Raw genomic sequence first — 16,094 nt, forward strand, 5'->3', positions numbered from 1 at the left:
CGGGCCCCCTGCGGTCGCGTACCGGGAACCCCGGCCGGTCGCCCGCTCCGCCGCCCGGACAGGCCCTGGTCCCTGGTCCTGTCACCTCACCGTCACCCAAGGCGGGGCGGCCACCCGGACCGGTGGCCGCCCCGCCCCGGCCTGGTACATGAATACGGAGCGTGTCACTCTGTTCCAGCACCTATCGTGGGGCGGACCGGCGGAACGGGGGAGGGCCCATGACGGCACGCAGCACCGACGAGACGCCCGCGGTCCCGGGGCTCGGCGCGGTGGCCGCGCCCTCCGACGCGCTGAGCGAGCAGATCCTGGACGCCGCGCGTGAGCAGTTCATGACCTTCGGGCTGCGCCGCTCGACCGTGGACGACGTCGCCAAACGCGCCCGCGTCTCACGGGTGACCGTGTACCGGCGGATCGGCAACAAGGACAGCCTCGTCTCGGCGTGCCTGCTGCGCGAGTACCGCCGGTTCGTCATGGAGGTCGACGAGGCCGTGGCGGAGCTGCCCACGACGGAGGACCGGCTGGTCGAGGGCTTCGCCGCGGTGCTGCGGCACATCCGGGAGCACCCGCTCATCGGCGGGCTGCTGCGGCTGGAGCCCGAGACCATGCTGCCCTTCCTGACCGTGGAGAGCGGGCCCGCCTTCCTCGCGATCCGCGGGTACCTGGCGGGCCGGCTCCGCGAGGCCCGCCGCCTGGAGGGGCTGCCCGAGAGCGACCCGACCCCCGTCGCCGAACTGATGGTGCGGATCACGGTCTCCTTCCTGCTCAACCCCGTCAGCTGCTTCGAGCTGGACGACGACACCCAGGTACGCGACTTCGCCCGCCGCTGCCTGGTCCCGCTGCTCGCGGCCTGAGACGACTGCCCTACGCCGCCTCGTCCGGCAGCGGTTCCAGGGGGCGGCTGCGGGCCCAGTGCGGCCCGAGGTCGTCCAGCCGCCAGCCGAACGGGTACGAACGGGGCTGCGGCCGCGCGGGGAAGCGGCGCGGCCTGGCCGGCATCCTGCGCACGCACCGCGCCCGCATCCGCAGCGCCGTCGACGCGGAGGACCGCACCCAGCGTGGCTGCGGCCGGAAGCCGAGCGCCTTCAGCAGCGGCTCGTCCAGCAGGGCCAGCGAGAACCGCGCGATCAGCGGCCTCAAGGGGCGCGGATACCAGCTCGCCATCACCCGGAACGTGGCACTGGCCACCCGTCGGTTCGCCGGGTCGTACGCGAACATGCGCTCCTCGTACGCTTCGAGGAGTCGCTCGAACCCCTCGTAGGTGTCGGGCACGCCCTCGATGCCCATCATCGCCCCGGTCCTGCGCCCCGTCTCCGCGAGGGCCTGCACCTCCTGCGCGCACAGCGGGCGCCAGCCGTACCGGTCGATCCAGCGCTTCGGCCCCACGACCGTCGTCGCCAGGACGTACCGGAAGTCGTCGTTCGGGATGCGGTACTTGCCGTGGATGCGGTTGAGGTGCCGGGCCGCGGCCCGCCCGCGCTCCGAGTCGAAGCCGTCGGCGGCCATCTCGTAGGCGATCAGCACCGTGTCGTCGTACCGCTTCTGTCCGTGGCGCTCGAACTCCTGGGTCCGGTCCAGGAGTACGGAGATCCGGGGAACGCCGTAGTCGCGCAGGAACGCGACGCTCACGCCCTGGCGGTAGTCCCAGGGGAACTCGTACTGAGAGATCAGCCGGAGGATCTCGGCGTAATCCCGCGCCGGATCCATCCGGCGGATCTCACGCAGGCGGCTGTACCGGCCCATGGTGCGCCCTCCTGTCGATATCGGGCTCCCCGCCGCGGAAGCGCGAGACAACTCCCCTGACTGGCAAGGAGTGTGACGGTCCGTCGAGTCCGGAGAGACAAAGTTACAAATACTATCGACTTGTTTCACGGGTTCCGTCAACACCGCGTGCGCCACCTCAGCGAGGCGGCGAGGGCCCCTCGGTTCCCTCCGGCTCCGGGCGCGCGGGGGCGCACGGGCCGCCTACCGGGCGGCCCGCGAACAGGACTTGCTTTTCGGACAGGTGCGGGGCCTCGGCTCAGGCGGAGGCGCGGTGGACGAGTTCCGTCGGGGTGATCACCGACTCCGGGCCCGCGCCCTTGTCGTTCAGCCGCTCCATCAGCAGTCGCACCATCAACCGCCCCATGCCCACCACATCCTGACGGACCGTCGTCAGTGGCGGGTCCGTGGCCTCGGCGACGGACTCCATGTCGTCGAAGCCGACCAGCGCCACGTCCTCGGGCACGCGCCGGCCCCGTTCGCGCAGCACCCGCAGCGCGCCCGATGCCATCAGGTCATTGGCCGCGAACACGGCGTCCAGACCGGGCCGCCGCTCCAGCAGCTCGGCCATCGCCCGCGCGCCGCCCTCCACCGTGAAGTCGCCCTCCGCGACCAGCGCGGGGCCGGCGTCGGGCAGGATGTCGGTGTAGCCGTCGATCCGGTCGAGCGCCGATGTCTGGTCGCGCGGGCCCGCGATGTGCGCGATGTGCCGGCGGCCGAGCGACACCAGATGGCGTACGGCCTCCCGGGCCCCGCCCCGGTTGTCGCAGTCCACGAAGGGCACCGCGAGTCCGGACCCCGCACCCGGCCGGCCCGGTCTGCCCCCGTACACGGCCGGGACCCCGAACCGGCGGATGACGGCCGGGAGTTCGTCGTCCGTGTGCAGCGAGAACGCCAGCACCCCGTCGACATGGCCGCCGGCCAGATAGCGGCTTACCCGCTCGAAATCCCCCCGCCCCTCCACCAGGAGGAGCACCAACTGTGCGTCGTGGGCGTTGAGTTCACGGCTGATGCCACGGATGTGCTGGGAGAAGAACGGGTCGGAGAAGATCCGGGCCTCGGGTTCGTCGATGACGACGGCCACCGCGCCGTTGCGCCGGGTCACCAGGGTCCGGGCGGCATGGTTCGGAATGTAGCCCAGCTCCTCGACCGCCTTGCGCACCTGGTCCACGAGCGGCTGCCGGACTCCCGCGCCGCCGTTCACCACCCGGGAGGCCGTCGCCCGGGACACTCCGGCGCGGGCCGCCACCGCTTCCAGCGTGGGGCGCGCGGGCGGCGGGGCATCGGGGGTCGGACCGGGCAAGGGACGCTCCTCAAGGGCGCGGAGGGGGCCGGAAACAGCCGGGACCGGCCGGTCGGCGTGAACCCCGCCAGCCTAAGGGCTGTCGCGCGGGCGCGGGCCGGAGTATCTTCCGCCCATGCCGATCGCGCCGAGAGGCGGCGGACGGCGGCCGCCCCGGCGCGGCCGCGTCCGCAATCTCGCACTGGCGGCCGCGTCCGCCGCCCTGGCCGTCCCCCTGATCGCCGTGCCGTCGGACGCCGCCCGCACCGCCCCGCCCCGTACCGGCTTCGAGGTCTCCGCCGGGGCCCGCTGGACCGGGCAGGCCGAGGAGGCCGCCCTGCTGGCGGGCCTCGGTGGACACGGCGACCGGGTCGCCGTGCGGCGGATCGGCACCACCGCGCAGGGGCGCCCGCTGCGCCTCGTCCGCGTCGGCAGCCGCGACCCGGACGCGCTCACCGTGCTCCTGGTCTGCGGCCAGCACGGCGACGAGCCCGCCGGACGCGAGGCCTGCCTGACCGCGGTCCGCGACCTCGTGTACGCCACCGACGCGCGCACCCGCGCCCTTCTGGCCCGGACCGAGATCCTCGTCGTGCCCACCGCCAACCCCGACGGCCTGGCCGCCGGGACCCGGGGCAACGCGGACGGCGTGGACATCAACCGCGACCACCTCGCGCTGCGTACCGCCGAGGCCCGTGCCGTCGCCGCCGTACTGCGCGACCACGAGCCCGACGTGATCGAGGACCTGCACGAGTACGAGGCGACCGCGCCGTACTACGACAAGGACCTGTTCGTCCTGTGGCCGCGCAACCCCAACACCGTCGCCCGGCTGCACGCCGAGGCGCGGGACCTGGCCGAGCGGTGGGTGCGCCCCGCCGCGCTGGACGCCGGATTCAGCAGCGGTGTCTACGGCGAGTGGACGGACCCGGACACCGGCAGGGTGGTCAAGCGGATCGGGGGTGACGGCCAGGAACGCATCCTGCGCAACATCGCCGGCCTCAAGCACGCGGTCGGACTGCTGGCCGAGTCCCGTACCGACGCGCTCACCGTGCCCGAGCGCGCCGATGCCGCCCTCGGCAACCGCCGCCGCGTGACCTCGCAACTCACCGTGCTCAAGGCGCTCTTGCGCTACGCCGACGAGCGGCGCGGGAGCATCGCCGCCGCCACCGCGGCCTCCCGTGCGGCCGGACTCGCCGACCGCGGGCCCGTCCACCTCGGCGGCGTGGACGGCGGGGCCCCGGAGCCGGGCGGGACGCCGGACGACCCGCCCTGCGGATACCGGCTCACCCGTGAGCAGTACGCCCGGGTCGGGCACGAACTCGCCCTGCACGGCGTCACCTCCCGGCCCGACGGCGACGGCGTGTACGTGCCCCTGCGGCAGCCCGCCCGGAACCTGATCCCGCTGCTCCTGGACGTGCGGGCGGCATATCACCTCACAAAAGGGCAACCCGATACAGCTTGTTGATGCCGGAAGTTGGGCATTTCGTGTGGTACTGCCTACGGAGAGCGAATTGTCTGTTTCCGTGGAAAGGTGCCATTCGTGTCGCAGGACGATCAGGACGATCAGAGAACGGGCGGCAGGGGGGATCGGCCGGTGACGGCGGATCTGCCGGGCGACCCGACCCAGAACCGGCGCCCCGTCACCGACCGGGTGGTGTTCGGCGTGACCGCCTGCCTCACCCTCGCCTTCGTGGTCTGGGGCGCCGTCGGCACCGACTCGCTGGAGGACGTCTCCGACAAGGCCCTCAACGGACTCATCCACAACGGTGGTTGGGGCTTCATGCTGGCCGCCTCCGGATTCGTGGTCTTCGCCCTGTGGCTGGCCGTCAGCCGTTACGGCAACATCACCCTCGGCCAGGAGGGCGAGGAGCCGGAATTCCGGACCGTCTCCTGGGTCGCCATGATGTTCAGCGCCGGCATGGGCATCGGTCTGATGTTCTACGGGGTCAGCGAGCCGCTGGCCCACTTCACCGACCCGCCCCCCGGCACCCACCCCGCCGACGCCGCCGAAGCGATGCAGACGGCGATGGCCACCACCCTGTTCCACTGGACGCTGCACCCGTGGGCGATCTACGCGGTGGTCGGCCTGGCCATCGCGTACAGCACCTTCCGGCGCCGCAGGCGGCAGACGATCAGCGCGGTCTTCGAGCCGCTCATCGGCCCCCGCCACGCCCACGGCGGCCTCGGCAGGTTCATCGACATCCTGGCCATCTTCGCGACGCTCTTCGGCTCGGCCGCCTCACTCGGACTCGGGGCCCTCCAGATCGGGAGCGGATTCCACGAGCTGAACTGGATGGAGAAGACCGGCACCGGCCTTCTTGTCCTGATCATCGCCGTGCTGACGATGGCCTTCATCGCCTCCGCGGTCTCCGGCGTCGAGAAAGGCATCCAGTGGCTGTCGAACATCAACATGGTGCTCGCCCTGATCCTCGCCGTCTTCGTGTTCATCGCGGGCCCCACCATCATCGTGCTCGACCTGCTGCCGACCTCGATCGCCGCCTACTTCGGTGACCTGCCGCAACTGGCCGGCCGTACCGAGGCCACCGGCGAGGGCAAGGTCGCGGACTGGCTCGGCAGCTGGACCGTCTTCTACTGGGCCTGGTGGATCTCCTGGACGCCCTTCGTCGGCATGTTCATCGCGCGGATCAGCCGCGGCCGGACCATCCGGCAGTTCATCGGCGGCGTCATCCTGGTGCCCAGCACGGTGAGCCTGATCTGGTTCGCCGTCTTCGGCGGCACCGCGATCAATCTCCAGGAGGCCGGCAAGCTGCGCGGGGCCGACACCCAGGAGGCCCAGCTCTTCGGCGTACTGCAGCAGTTCCCCATCGCCAGTGTGATGAGCGTGCTGGTGATGGTCCTCGTCGGCATCTTCTTCGTCTCGGGCGCGGACGCCGCGTCGATCGTGATGGGCACCCTCTCCCAGAAGGGCATCCTCGAACCCGCCCGGTGGGTCGTCATCTTCTGGGGTGTCGTCACCGGCGCGGTGGCGGCCGTCATGCTGCTGATCGGGAACGGCAAGGGCGACGCGCTGGCGGGACTCCAGAACCTGACCATCCTGGTGGCGGCGCCCTTCACCCTGGTGATGATCGGCATGTGCATCGCCCTCATGCGGGACCTCCGCCACGACCCGCTGATCGTCCGCCGCGAGTTCGGCGTGGAGGCCGTCGAGTCCGCGGTCATCGAGGGGCATGCCAAGTACGACGGCGACTTCGAGATCCGGATCGGCCCCGGCGGCAGCCAGATCACCACCGAACGCCACGACGAGCCCGGCGGCTCCAGCCCCGCCTGACCGGCCGGCTGCCCGTGCGGCCCGGCGCAGGCGCGGAGCCGCGCCGCCACCGGGCCGCGTGGGGGCGCGGCCCATAGCCGCGCGCCCGCCGGGCCGTGCGGCGCTCACTCCACCAGCCGCGCCGCCGCCCGGGCCGCGCGCCACGGCGCTCAGTCCACCAGCCGCGCCGCCTCCCGGGCGCAGCCCAGGGCCACCGTCACCCCCGCGCCGCCGTGGCCGTAGTTGTGCACCAGCCGCCCGCCCCCGGCCAGGGTCTCGGCCTCGATACGGACCCCGGCGTCCCGGGCCGGCCGCAGCCCCACCCGGTGCCCGATGACCCGCGCCCCGGCGATCTCCGGCCGGACCCGGGCGCACCGGGCCACGATCTCCTCGGCCGTACGGGGATCGGGCACGGTGCTCCAGTCGTCGGCCACCGCCGTGCCGCCGAGGACCAGCCGGCCGGGCTGCGGGAAGAAGTAGGTGGTCTCGCTCGACTCCGGACCGGCCTCGGTGAACCACTCCCGTATGCCCGGGTTCTCCACCAGCACCAACTGCCCGCGCACGGGCCGCACCCCGGCGTCGGGCACCAGTTCGCGGGCGCCGAGCCCGGCGCAGTTGACCACCGTCCCCGCCTCGGCGGCCGCCTCGCCGAACGAGGCGACCGTGCGCCGCTCGACCGACCCCCCGGCGGCCCGGACCTGCCCCTCCAGCCACTCCAGATGGGCCGGCATATCGATCAGCGGCAGCCGGCAGCGCAGCCCATCGGAGCTCTCCACAGCGCCCTTCAGCTCCCCGGCCCACGGCCCGAGGGCCGCGAGGCGCTCGCCCCGGTGCAGGCCGTCGACCAGCCGCACACCGGTCTCCTCCGGGCGGGCGGCCAGCTCCTCGTACCAGCGCAGCCCGGTCAGCGACCAGTCGCCGACCCGGTCCAGCGGCTCGATCCGGTAGGGCCACCACAGGGCCCCCGCCACCGCCGACGTCGTGTCGCCGGCGGGTTCCCGGGACCACACCCGCACCCGGTGTCCCCGCCCGGCCAGCACCATCGCCGTGGTCAGCCCGCTGACCCCGCCGCCCACCACGATCACGTCCGACACCGCTGCTCCGCCCTTCGCCTCCGGATGCGCGTCCACGGCCGCACTCTAGGGGCTGCCCGGGAGACTCCCGCCGGCCGCCCCGGCCGTCTCAGTGGCCCTGTCGCGCCGATTAGGATCGGCACCCTGATGACTGCCACTCTCGTCGCCAAGGACCTCGCCGCCGGACACGGCGACCGCACGCTGTTCGCCGGGCTCGACCTCGTCGTCGCTCCCGGTGACGTGATCGGTCTCGTCGGAGCCAACGGCGCCGGAAAATCGTCACTCCTGCGGCTGCTCGCCGGGCTCGACCAGCCGGAGGAGGGCGAGCTCCGGCTCTCCCCGCCCACCGCCACCGTCGGCCACCTGCCCCAGGAGCCCGAGCGGCGCCCCGGCGAGACCGTACGGGAGTTCCTGGCCCGCCGCACCGGCGTCGCCGAGGCCCAGACCGCCATGGACACCGCCACACAGGCCCTGGTCGACGGCGCCCCCGGCGCGGACGACGCGTACTCCGAGTCACTGGAGCGCTGGCTCGCACTCGGCGGCGCGGACCTGGACGAGCGGGCCGAGGAGACGGCGGCCGAACTCGGCCTGACCGTCGGGCTCGACCTGCCGATGACCGCGCTCTCCGGCGGCCAGGCAGCCCGCGCCGGACTCGCCTCGCTGCTGCTGTCGCGCTACGACGTCTTCCTGCTCGACGAGCCCACCAACGACCTGGACCTGGACGGTCTGGAGCGCCTGGAGAAGTACGTCTCGGGGCTGCGCTCCGGCACCGTCGTCATCAGCCACGACCGCGAGTTCCTCATGCGCACGGTCACCAAGGTCCTCGAACTCGACCTGGCCCAGCAGCAGATCAACCTGTACGGCGGTGGCTACGCGGCCTACCTGGAGGAACGCGAACGCGCCCGCCGGCACGCGCGCGAGGAGTACGAGGAGTACTCCGACAAGCGCTCGGCGCTGGAGGGCCGCGCCCTGATGCAGCGCTCCTGGATGGACAAGGGCGTCAAGAACGCCCGCCGCAAGGCCACCGACTCCGACAAGATCGGCCGCAAGTTCCGCAGCGAGTCGAGCGAGAAGCAGGCCGCGAAGGCCCGGCAGACCCAGCGCATGATCGAGCGGCTCGACGTGGTGGACGAGCCGCGCAAGGAGTGGGAGCTGCGCATGGAGATCGCCTCCGCGCCCCGCTCCGGCTCGGTCGTCGCCACCCTGCGCGAGGCGCGGGCCGTGCGCGGCGACTTCGTGTTCGGTCCGGCCTCGCTCCAGATCGACTGGGCGGACCGGGTCGCCATCACCGGCGCCAACGGCTCCGGGAAGTCGACCCTGCTGGCCGCGCTGCTCGGCCGCCTCCCGCTGGACTCGGGGCACGCGAGCCTCGGGTCCGGTGTGGTCGTCGGAGAGGTGGACCAGGCGCGGAAGCTCTTCCACGGCTCGGAGTCCCTCCTGGAGGCGTTCTGCGCGGCGGTCCCCGAGACGGAACCGGCCGACGTCCGCACGCTCCTCGCCAAATTCGGCCTGCGCGCCGACCACGTCATGCGCCCCGCCACCACCCTCTCCCCGGGTGAACGCACCCGGGCGGCGCTCGCACTGCTCCAGGGCCGGGGCGTCAACCTCCTGGTCCTGGACGAGCCCACCAACCACCTGGACCTGCCGGCGATCGAGCAGCTGGAATCGGCGCTCGACTCCTACACCGGAACCCTGCTGCTGGTCACACACGACCGCCGGATGCTGGAGGCGGTCCACACGACCCGCCGGATCGAGGTCGCGGACGGCAGGGTGACGGAGGCCTGAGAAACCCCGGCCACGCTTTGGTATGCCAAAGAGCGGCCCATCCACCCACACCACTCCAATAATCCCTCGTGACGTACCCGAGACGGTAGCGCTTGGCATACCAAGTGCTACCGTCGCCTTGTCCCGGCCTTCTCCACCCCCCGGCCCGATCAAGGAGACCGCACGATGACCGACGCGCCCGGCCCCGGGGCCTCCCACGCCGACCACGCGGAGCGGGCGATCCGGGCGGGCATCCTGTCCGGCGCCCACCCGCCGGGTTCACGGCTGCGTGAGCGCGAGCTGTCGGAGCGCCTGGGCTTCTCCCGCATCCCCGTCCGCGAGGCGCTGACCCGGCTGACCGGCGAGGGCCTGGTCGTGCTCTCGCCGCGCCGGGGCGCCTCCGTGCGCGACCTCTCGCTGCGGGACGTCGCCGAACTCTTCGACCTCCGCCTCAGCCTTGAGGTGTTCGCCGCCCGCAGGGCGGCGGAGGCGTGCGCCGCCGGGGGAGACGGCGACCGGCTGAGGGCCCTCATGGCGGCGGCGCAGGACGCCACCCGGCGCGGTGACGCCGACGAGATCCCGGCCGCGAACACCGCCCTGCACGCGGAGATCGTCGCGATGACCGGCAACCGGCTGCTCCGGGACGCGCTACAGCCCTCGCTCGGCCTGGTGCAGTGGCTGTTCACCCTCACCGGGGGCCGAGACCCGCGTGTCCAGTGCGCCGAACACCAGGACATCTGCGCCGCGATCCACGCGGGCAAGCCCGAACTGGCCGCCGCCCTCTCCTACGCACACATCGAACGGGGCAGGGCCCCCTCCCTGGCGACCCTGGCCGGAGTGCTCCCGGCCGAGTAGGCCGGGCGTACCGGGTGGCCGGCCGCTTCCGCACCACACCACGTCACACGAACCACCGAGGAGACGCGCCGCATGCTGATCAGAGACGTCCGCCCGTGGGGCGGGGAGCCGAGCGACCTCACGGTCGAGGACGGGGTGATCACCGCGGTCGCCCCGCACGACCCGGCCCGCACCCACCACGGCGACACGGTGGCCGGCCGGGGACGGCTCGTACTGCCGTCCTTCTCGGACGTCCACTGCCACCTGGACTCCACCCGCATGGGGCTGCCCTTCCGCCCGCACACGGGTGCCCCCGGCGTCTGGGGGATGATGCTGAACGACCGCGCGCACTGGCGCGAGGACGAGTGGAGTGTGGCCGAGCGGGCCACGTACACCTTGGGCCGCATGATCGAGTGCGGCACCACCCGTGTCCGCAGCTACGCCCAGATCGACGCGGACTGCGGTCTTGAGCGCTTCGAGGGCGTCCTCGCGGCCAAGGAGGCGCACGCCGGGCGGTGCGAGGTCGAGATCATGGCCTTCCCGCAGGCCGGCCTGCTCAGGGAGAAGGGCGTGCCTGAGCTGATGGACCGCGCGCTGTCCTCGGGCGCTGCCGTCGTCGGCGGCATCGATCCGTGCACCCTGGACCGCGACCCCGTACGCCACCTCGACATCGTCTTCGAGCTGGCCGAGCGCCACCGGGCCCCGGTCGACATCCACCTCCACGAGCCGGGCGCGCTCGGGGTGTTCAGCGTCGACCTGATCCTGGAACGGGTGCGGGCCCTGGACATGGCCGGTCAGGTGACGCTCTCGCACGCCTACGACCTGGGCTCCGTGGACGAAACGACCACCCGCCGCCTGATCGAGGAGTTCGCCGAGCTGGACATCGCGATGGCGACCGTCGCCCCGGCCCGGCACCACGCGCTGCCCCTGACGGGCCTGACCGCGGCCGGTGTCCGGGTGGGCCTCGGCGAGGACGGCCAGCGGGACTTCTGGTCGCCGTACGGCAACGGCGACATGCTGGACCGCACCTGGCAGCTCGCCTTCACCAACGGTTACCGGGCCGACGAGCTGATCGAACACTGCGTGGCCGTGGCCACCATGGGCGGCGCCTCGATCCTCCGGAACGGCCCCGCCCGCCTGACCTCCACCACGGACCGCCCCGGCCTGACGCCGGGCGCGAGGGCCGACCTGCTGCTGGTGGCGGGCGAGACGGTGACGTCGGCGGTGATGGACCGCGGCAACGACCGAACGGTGCTGCACAGGGGCCACGTGGTGGCGGACGGCCCCGGCCCCGAAATCCCCAGCCACGCCGGCGCTTGAGGAGTGGGGCCCGGAATCCCCAGCCCCTCCGGCGTTTGAGGAGCGGGGTCCGGGGCGGAGCCCCGGTTACGGGAAGGGGCGGGTAGGGGACAGGGCCCGCCGCAGGCGACCCACCCCACCCCACCCCACCCCACCCCACCCCACCCCACCCCACCCCGCTCCGGCGGACTACCGCCCCCCGTCCCCCTTCAACAACCCCGCCCGCCGCAACGCGTCCGCCATCGCCCCGTTCGCCGGAGCCGCGGCAGGCGCCTGCCGCCCGCCCCCCGCACCACGCGACGACGAACCGCCACCACGGCCACCGCCACCGCCTCCCTGCCGGGGCCGTGGCGGCCGCCCGCCGGGCTCACCCCCCGAGGACGCGCGGCCACCGGCCGCACCCGCACCGCGGCCACCGGCCGCACCCGCACCGCCGCCCCGGGCGCCCGCGCCCGCACCCGCCTCGTCGTCCAACCGCAGCGTCAACGAGATCCGCTTCCGCGGAATGTCGACCTCCATCACCTTGACCCGGACCACATCACCCGGCTTCACGACATCGCGCGGGTCCTTCACGAACGTCCGGGACATCGCGGACACATGCACCAGCCCGTCCTGATGCACCCCGACGTCCACGAACGCGCCGAACGCGGCGACGTTCGTCACGACGCCCTCCAGCACCATCCCGGCCACCAGGTCGCCGATCTTCTCGACGCCCTCCTTGAAGGTGGCCGTCTTGAAGGCGGGACGGGGGTCGCGGCCCGGCTTCTCCAGCTCCTTCAGGATGTCGCCGACCGTCGGCAGCCCGAACTTCTCGGAGACGAAGTCGTCCGCCCGCAGCGACCGCAGCACGTCCGTGTTGCCGATCAGCGCGGCCACGTCACCGCCCGTCCGCTTCACCATCGCCCGCACCACCGGGTACGCCTCGGGGTGCACGCTGGAGGCGTCCAGCGGATCGTCGCCCCGGATACGCAGGAAGCCCGCGCACTGCTCGTACGCCTTCGGGCCCAGCCGCGCCACGTCCTTGAGGCTCTTGCGGGAGTGGAACGGGCCGTTGGTGTCGCGGTGCGCGACGATGTTCTCCGCGAGCCCGGCGCCGATGCCGGAGACGCGCGAAAGCAGCGGCGCCGACGCGGTGTTGACGTCGACGCCGACCCCGTTCACACAGTCCTCGACGACCGCGTCGAGCGACCGTGAGAGCTTCACCTCGGACAGGTCGTGCTGGTACTGCCCGACGCCGATCGACTTCGGGTCGATCTTCACCAGCTCGGCCAGCGGGTCCTGGAGCCGGCGCGCGATCGACACGGCGCCGCGCAACGACACGTCCATGTCGGGGAGTTCCTGCGAGGCGAAGGCGGAGGCCGAGTACACGGAGGCGCCCGCCTCCGACACCATCACCTTGGTGAGCTTCAGCTCCGGGTGCTTCTCGCACAGCTCACCGGCGAGCTTGTCCGTCTCGCGGGACGCCGTGCCGTTGCCGATGGCGATCAGATCGACGTGGTGCTCCCGCGCCAGCCGCTCCAGCGTCGCCAGCGACTGGTCCCACTTGTTGGCCGGGACGTGCGGGTGGATGACATCGGTCGCGACGACCTTGCCCGTCGCGTCCACGACGGCGACCTTCACCCCGGTACGGAAACCGGGGTCGAGCCCCAGCGTGGCCCTGGTCCCGGCCGGTGCGGCGAGCAGCAGATCGCGCAGGTTCGACGCGAAGACGCGTACCGCCTCGTCCTCCGCCGCCGTGCGCAGCCGCAGCCGCAGGTCGATGCCGAGGTGCACCAGGATGCGGGTCCGCCAGGCCCAGCGGACGGTGTCGGCGAGCCACTTGTCGCCGGGGCGCCCCCGGTCGTTGACGCCGAAGCGCCGGGCCACCATGTTCTCGAAACCGGACGGGCCGGGCGCATCGGACGGCTCCTCGGGCTCCAGGACCAGGTCGAGCACGTCCTCCTTCTCGCCCCGGAGCATCGCCAGCACCCGGTGCGAGGGCAGCGCGGTGAACGGCTCGGCGAAGTCGAAGTAGTCCGCGAACTTGGCGCCCGCCTCCTCCTTGCCGTCCCGCACCCGGGCCATCAGCCGCCCGCGCGACCACATGCGCTCGCGCAGCTCGCCGATCAGGTCCGCGTCCTCCGAGAAGCGCTCGGTGAGGATGGCGCGGGCCCCCTCCAGGGCCGCCGCCGCGTCCGCGACGCCCTTGTCCGCGTCCATGAAGGCCGCGGCCGCGGCGAGCGGGTCCACCGAGGGGTCGTCCAGCAGGCCCGAGGCGAGCGGTTCGAGACCCGCCTCCCGGGCGATCTGCGCCTTGGTCCGCCGCTTCGGCTTGAACGGCAGGTAGATGTCCTCAAGACGCGCCTTGGTGTCGGCGGCCAGGATGCGCGCCTCCAGCGCGTCGTCGAGCTTGCCCTGCTCCCGTACGGATTCGAGGACCGCCGCCCGGCGGTCCTCCAGTTCGCGCAGATACCGCAGCCGCTCCTCGAGCGTGCGCAGCTGCGCGTCGTCGAGCATCTCGGTCGCTTCCTTGCGGTAGCGGGCGATGAACGGCACGGTCGACCCGCCGTCGAGCAGCTCGACGGCCGCCTTCACCTGTCGCTCGCGTACGCCGAGTTCCTCGGCGATCCTGCCTTCGATGGACATCGTCACGGTTCTACCGACTCGCCTTCTCCTGCTGGCTGTGCTGTTCGGGCCCCGGACCTGCCCGGAGTCACACGCCTGCATTGTGCCGGGTGGCCGGGCGCCGTGTCGCCCGGCCACCCCAGCGAGCCGCCGCCGGATTCCCCGGTGGCCGGCGGTGTCAGCCGGTCGCGTCGGACGGGAAGGCGCCCGCCGCCCACGCCGTGGCGAGGAATCCGCGCCCCAGTTCGGTCAGCCGCGCCACGCCGGGACCGCCCAGGTGCTCGTACGGGCCGAGGTCCATCCGGTCCGTGGCCTCCTCCAGCTCCTTGCGCAGCGCGGTGCCCTCGTCCGTCAGCTCGCCCTCCGCCGTGAGCAGCCCGCGCTCCCGCAGCCGGGCGGAGGCGTCCTCCCAGTCGGCGCGGCGCCAGCCCCGGGTGGCGAGGATCCAGCGGATCGCCATGCCCTTGCCGGTCGCGGTGTGGCTGACCAGCGCCTCGACGGGGTCGAGATCCGCCGCGAGGAGCGCGGCGAGATGCGCGTCGCCCCGGTGCTCGCGCAGCAGCGTCGCCGCGTGCCAGTACGCCAGGTGCGGTTCCTCCGGGACGGGGAGGCCGGCGTGCGCCGCGTACAGCGGCCGGGCGTGCCGGGTGCAGCCCTCGGTGGCGCGCAGGGCGAGCCGTGCGGCCTCGGCCATCTCGGGAGAGGCGATGACCTCGGCGCCGAGCAGCCGGCGCAGCGTCGAGTCAGCGGCGCGCAGCCGCGCGTCGAGCACCTTCGCGGGCGAGGCGATGTCCCAGATGGCGGGCACATGCTGGGAGACCAGCGCGTGGTTGAAGTTGTAGAACGTCGCGGTGACCGTGTCCGCGCCGACGGCGCCCATGGCGGCCGCGCGGGTGGCGAAGTAGGCGGCGGCGGGGTCGTCGATCCCGACCCCGCCGAGCTCCTTGCCGAGGTCGGGGGAGAAGTAGAGCGAGGAGTGCAGCGGGTTGAGGGCGTTGTGACAGCGCCGTCCGGCACGGGGCGGGAGAGTACTCATACCCCGCACGTTACCGACTGGTCGGTACGGGCAGGAAGTCCCCGGACGGCGTGAGCTGCGCCGCAGCCGATCATGGCAGGAAAGGTGGGAAGCCCGTCATTGCGGCCATCGGCGGGGCCGCCCAGGATGGCGGACATGAAGCAGCGATCCGTGCTCGTCGTCCTCTTCGACGACATCCAGAGCCTCGACGTGACCGGCCCCATGGAGGTCTTCGCCGGCGCCTCCCGGTTCCCGGAGGTCTCGTACGAACTGCGCACCGCCTCACTGGACGGCGCCCCGGTCCGCTCGTCCTGCGGCCTCACCCTCGTCCCCGACTGCGGCCTCGCCGACGCCCCGGCGCCCCACACCCTCCTGGTCCCCGGCGGCGGGGGCACCCGCACGCCTGACCCCGCCCTCGTGGACTGGCTGCGCGACCACGGCCCGCTGCCGGAGCGGCTGGTGTCCGTGTGCAGCGGCGCGTTGCTGCTCGCGGCCGCCGGGCTGCTGGACGGGCACCGCGCCACGACGCACTGGAACGTGACCGACCGCCTCGCCCGCGACCACCCGGCCGTCGATGTCGACCCCGAGCCGATCTTCGTACGCGACGGCCGGATCTCCACCTCCGCGGGCGTCACCACGGGCATCGACCTCGCGCTCGCGCTGGTCGAGGAGGACCACGGCCGCGACGTCGCCCTCACGATCGCCCGGCACCTCGTCGTCTTTCTGCGCAGGCCCGGCAGCCAGTCGCAGTTCAGCGCCCAGCTCAGCGCCCAGACGGCCCGCCGCGAACCGCTGCGCGAGGTCCAGCACTGGATCACCGAACACCCCGGCGCCGACCTCGGCGTCGAGGCCCTGGCGGCCCGCGCCCGCCTCTCGCCGCGCCACTTCGCCCGCGCGTTCCGCACGGAGACCGGGACGACCCCCGGCCGGTACGTCGACCGGGTGCGCCTCGAACACGCCCGCAGGCTCCTGGAGGACACGACCGACGGCGTCGCCGGCATCGCGAGGAACTCCGGGTACGGCACCCCGGAGGCGATGCGCCGGGCCTTCGTCAAGGCCCTCGGCACGGCCCCCGCCGAGTACCGCCGCCGCTTCGGGCCCCGGCCGGCGGACCGCCCCGCCGGACCCGGCCGCCCCTGAACGAGCGACGGCAAACCGACAGACCGAGCCACCGAGTTACCGGGAATCCGCCGGAACCGA

General features: G+C 73.1%; 12 protein-coding genes. 7 read left to right on the plus strand and 5 right to left on the minus strand.

Annotated features, from left to right (window positions below):
* Positions 1-218 precede the first annotated feature (218 nt).
* Positions 219-851, plus strand: coding sequence for a TetR/AcrR family transcriptional regulator (locus P8A18_RS30385; protein WP_306059738.1), 633 nt, complete (start codon positions 219-221; stop codon positions 849-851).
* 10 nt (positions 852-861) lie between these two features.
* Here P8A18_RS30385 and P8A18_RS30390 read toward each other — a convergent pair whose 3' ends face one another.
* Both P8A18_RS30390 and P8A18_RS30395 read right to left on the minus strand, forming a co-directional pair.
* Complete coding sequence (locus P8A18_RS30390) at positions 862-1,740, minus strand: oxygenase MpaB family protein (protein ID WP_306059740.1); 879 nt, start codon at positions 1,738-1,740, stop codon at positions 862-864.
* Positions 1,741-2,017: 277 nt separating this feature from the next.
* A complete protein-coding gene (locus P8A18_RS30395; RefSeq protein WP_306059742.1) occupies positions 2,018-3,061 on the minus strand; it encodes a LacI family DNA-binding transcriptional regulator in 1,044 nt (347 codons plus the stop codon).
* Positions 3,062-3,176: 115 nt separating this feature from the next.
* Here P8A18_RS30395 and P8A18_RS30400 point away from each other — a divergent pair, with 115 nt between their 5' ends.
* On the plus strand, positions 3,177-4,502 hold the full coding sequence (locus P8A18_RS30400) for a M14 family metallopeptidase (RefSeq protein ID WP_306059744.1): 1,326 nt from the start codon (positions 3,177-3,179) through the stop codon (positions 4,500-4,502).
* A 129-nt stretch (positions 4,503-4,631) separates the two neighbouring features.
* A complete protein-coding gene (locus tag P8A18_RS30405) occupies positions 4,632-6,326 on the plus strand; it encodes a BCCT family transporter (RefSeq protein WP_306059746.1) in 1,695 nt (564 codons plus the stop codon).
* A 149-nt stretch (positions 6,327-6,475) separates the two neighbouring features.
* Here P8A18_RS30405 and P8A18_RS30410 read toward each other — a convergent pair whose 3' ends face one another.
* Positions 6,476-7,399 carry an FAD-dependent oxidoreductase gene (locus P8A18_RS30410; protein ID WP_306061236.1) on the minus strand — a complete coding sequence of 308 codons (924 nt, stop codon included), beginning with the start codon at positions 7,397-7,399 and terminating at the stop codon, positions 6,476-6,478.
* Positions 7,400-7,525: 126 nt separating this feature from the next.
* Here P8A18_RS30410 and abc-f point away from each other — a divergent pair, with 126 nt between their 5' ends.
* The 3 genes from abc-f (at position 7,526) to P8A18_RS30425 (ending at position 11,296) form a co-directional block, all read left to right on the plus strand.
* Complete coding sequence (gene abc-f / locus P8A18_RS30415; RefSeq protein ID WP_306059747.1) at positions 7,526-9,163, plus strand: ribosomal protection-like ABC-F family protein; 1,638 nt, start codon at positions 7,526-7,528, stop codon at positions 9,161-9,163.
* A gap of 165 nt (positions 9,164-9,328) precedes the next feature.
* Positions 9,329-9,997, plus strand: coding sequence for a GntR family transcriptional regulator (locus P8A18_RS30420; protein ID WP_306059749.1), 669 nt, complete (start codon positions 9,329-9,331; stop codon positions 9,995-9,997).
* Positions 9,998-10,069: 72 nt separating this feature from the next.
* A complete protein-coding gene (locus P8A18_RS30425) occupies positions 10,070-11,296 on the plus strand; it encodes an amidohydrolase family protein (RefSeq protein WP_306059751.1) in 1,227 nt (408 codons plus the stop codon).
* 168 nt (positions 11,297-11,464) lie between these two features.
* Here the strand turns inward: P8A18_RS30425 and P8A18_RS30430 are convergent, their stop codons facing one another.
* Together P8A18_RS30430 and P8A18_RS30435 are read right to left on the minus strand one after the other, a co-directional pair.
* Complete coding sequence (locus tag P8A18_RS30430; protein WP_306059753.1) at positions 11,465-13,906, minus strand: Tex family protein; 2,442 nt, start codon at positions 13,904-13,906, stop codon at positions 11,465-11,467.
* Between the two features lie 151 nt (positions 13,907-14,057).
* Positions 14,058-14,915 (minus strand): SCO6745 family protein, encoded by an 858-nt coding sequence (locus P8A18_RS30435; protein ID WP_018552453.1) that lies wholly within the window; start codon positions 14,913-14,915, stop codon positions 14,058-14,060.
* A 135-nt stretch (positions 14,916-15,050) separates the two neighbouring features.
* Here P8A18_RS30435 and P8A18_RS30440 point away from each other — a divergent pair, with 135 nt between their 5' ends.
* Positions 15,051-16,034 (plus strand): GlxA family transcriptional regulator, encoded by a 984-nt coding sequence (locus P8A18_RS30440; protein ID WP_306059755.1) that lies wholly within the window; start codon positions 15,051-15,053, stop codon positions 16,032-16,034.
* Positions 16,035-16,094: the final 60 nt, after the last annotated feature.

This window comes from Streptomyces sp. Mut1 (assembly GCF_030719295.1).
Lineage (GTDB): Bacteria > Actinomycetota > Actinomycetes > Streptomycetales > Streptomycetaceae > Streptomyces > Streptomyces castrisilvae.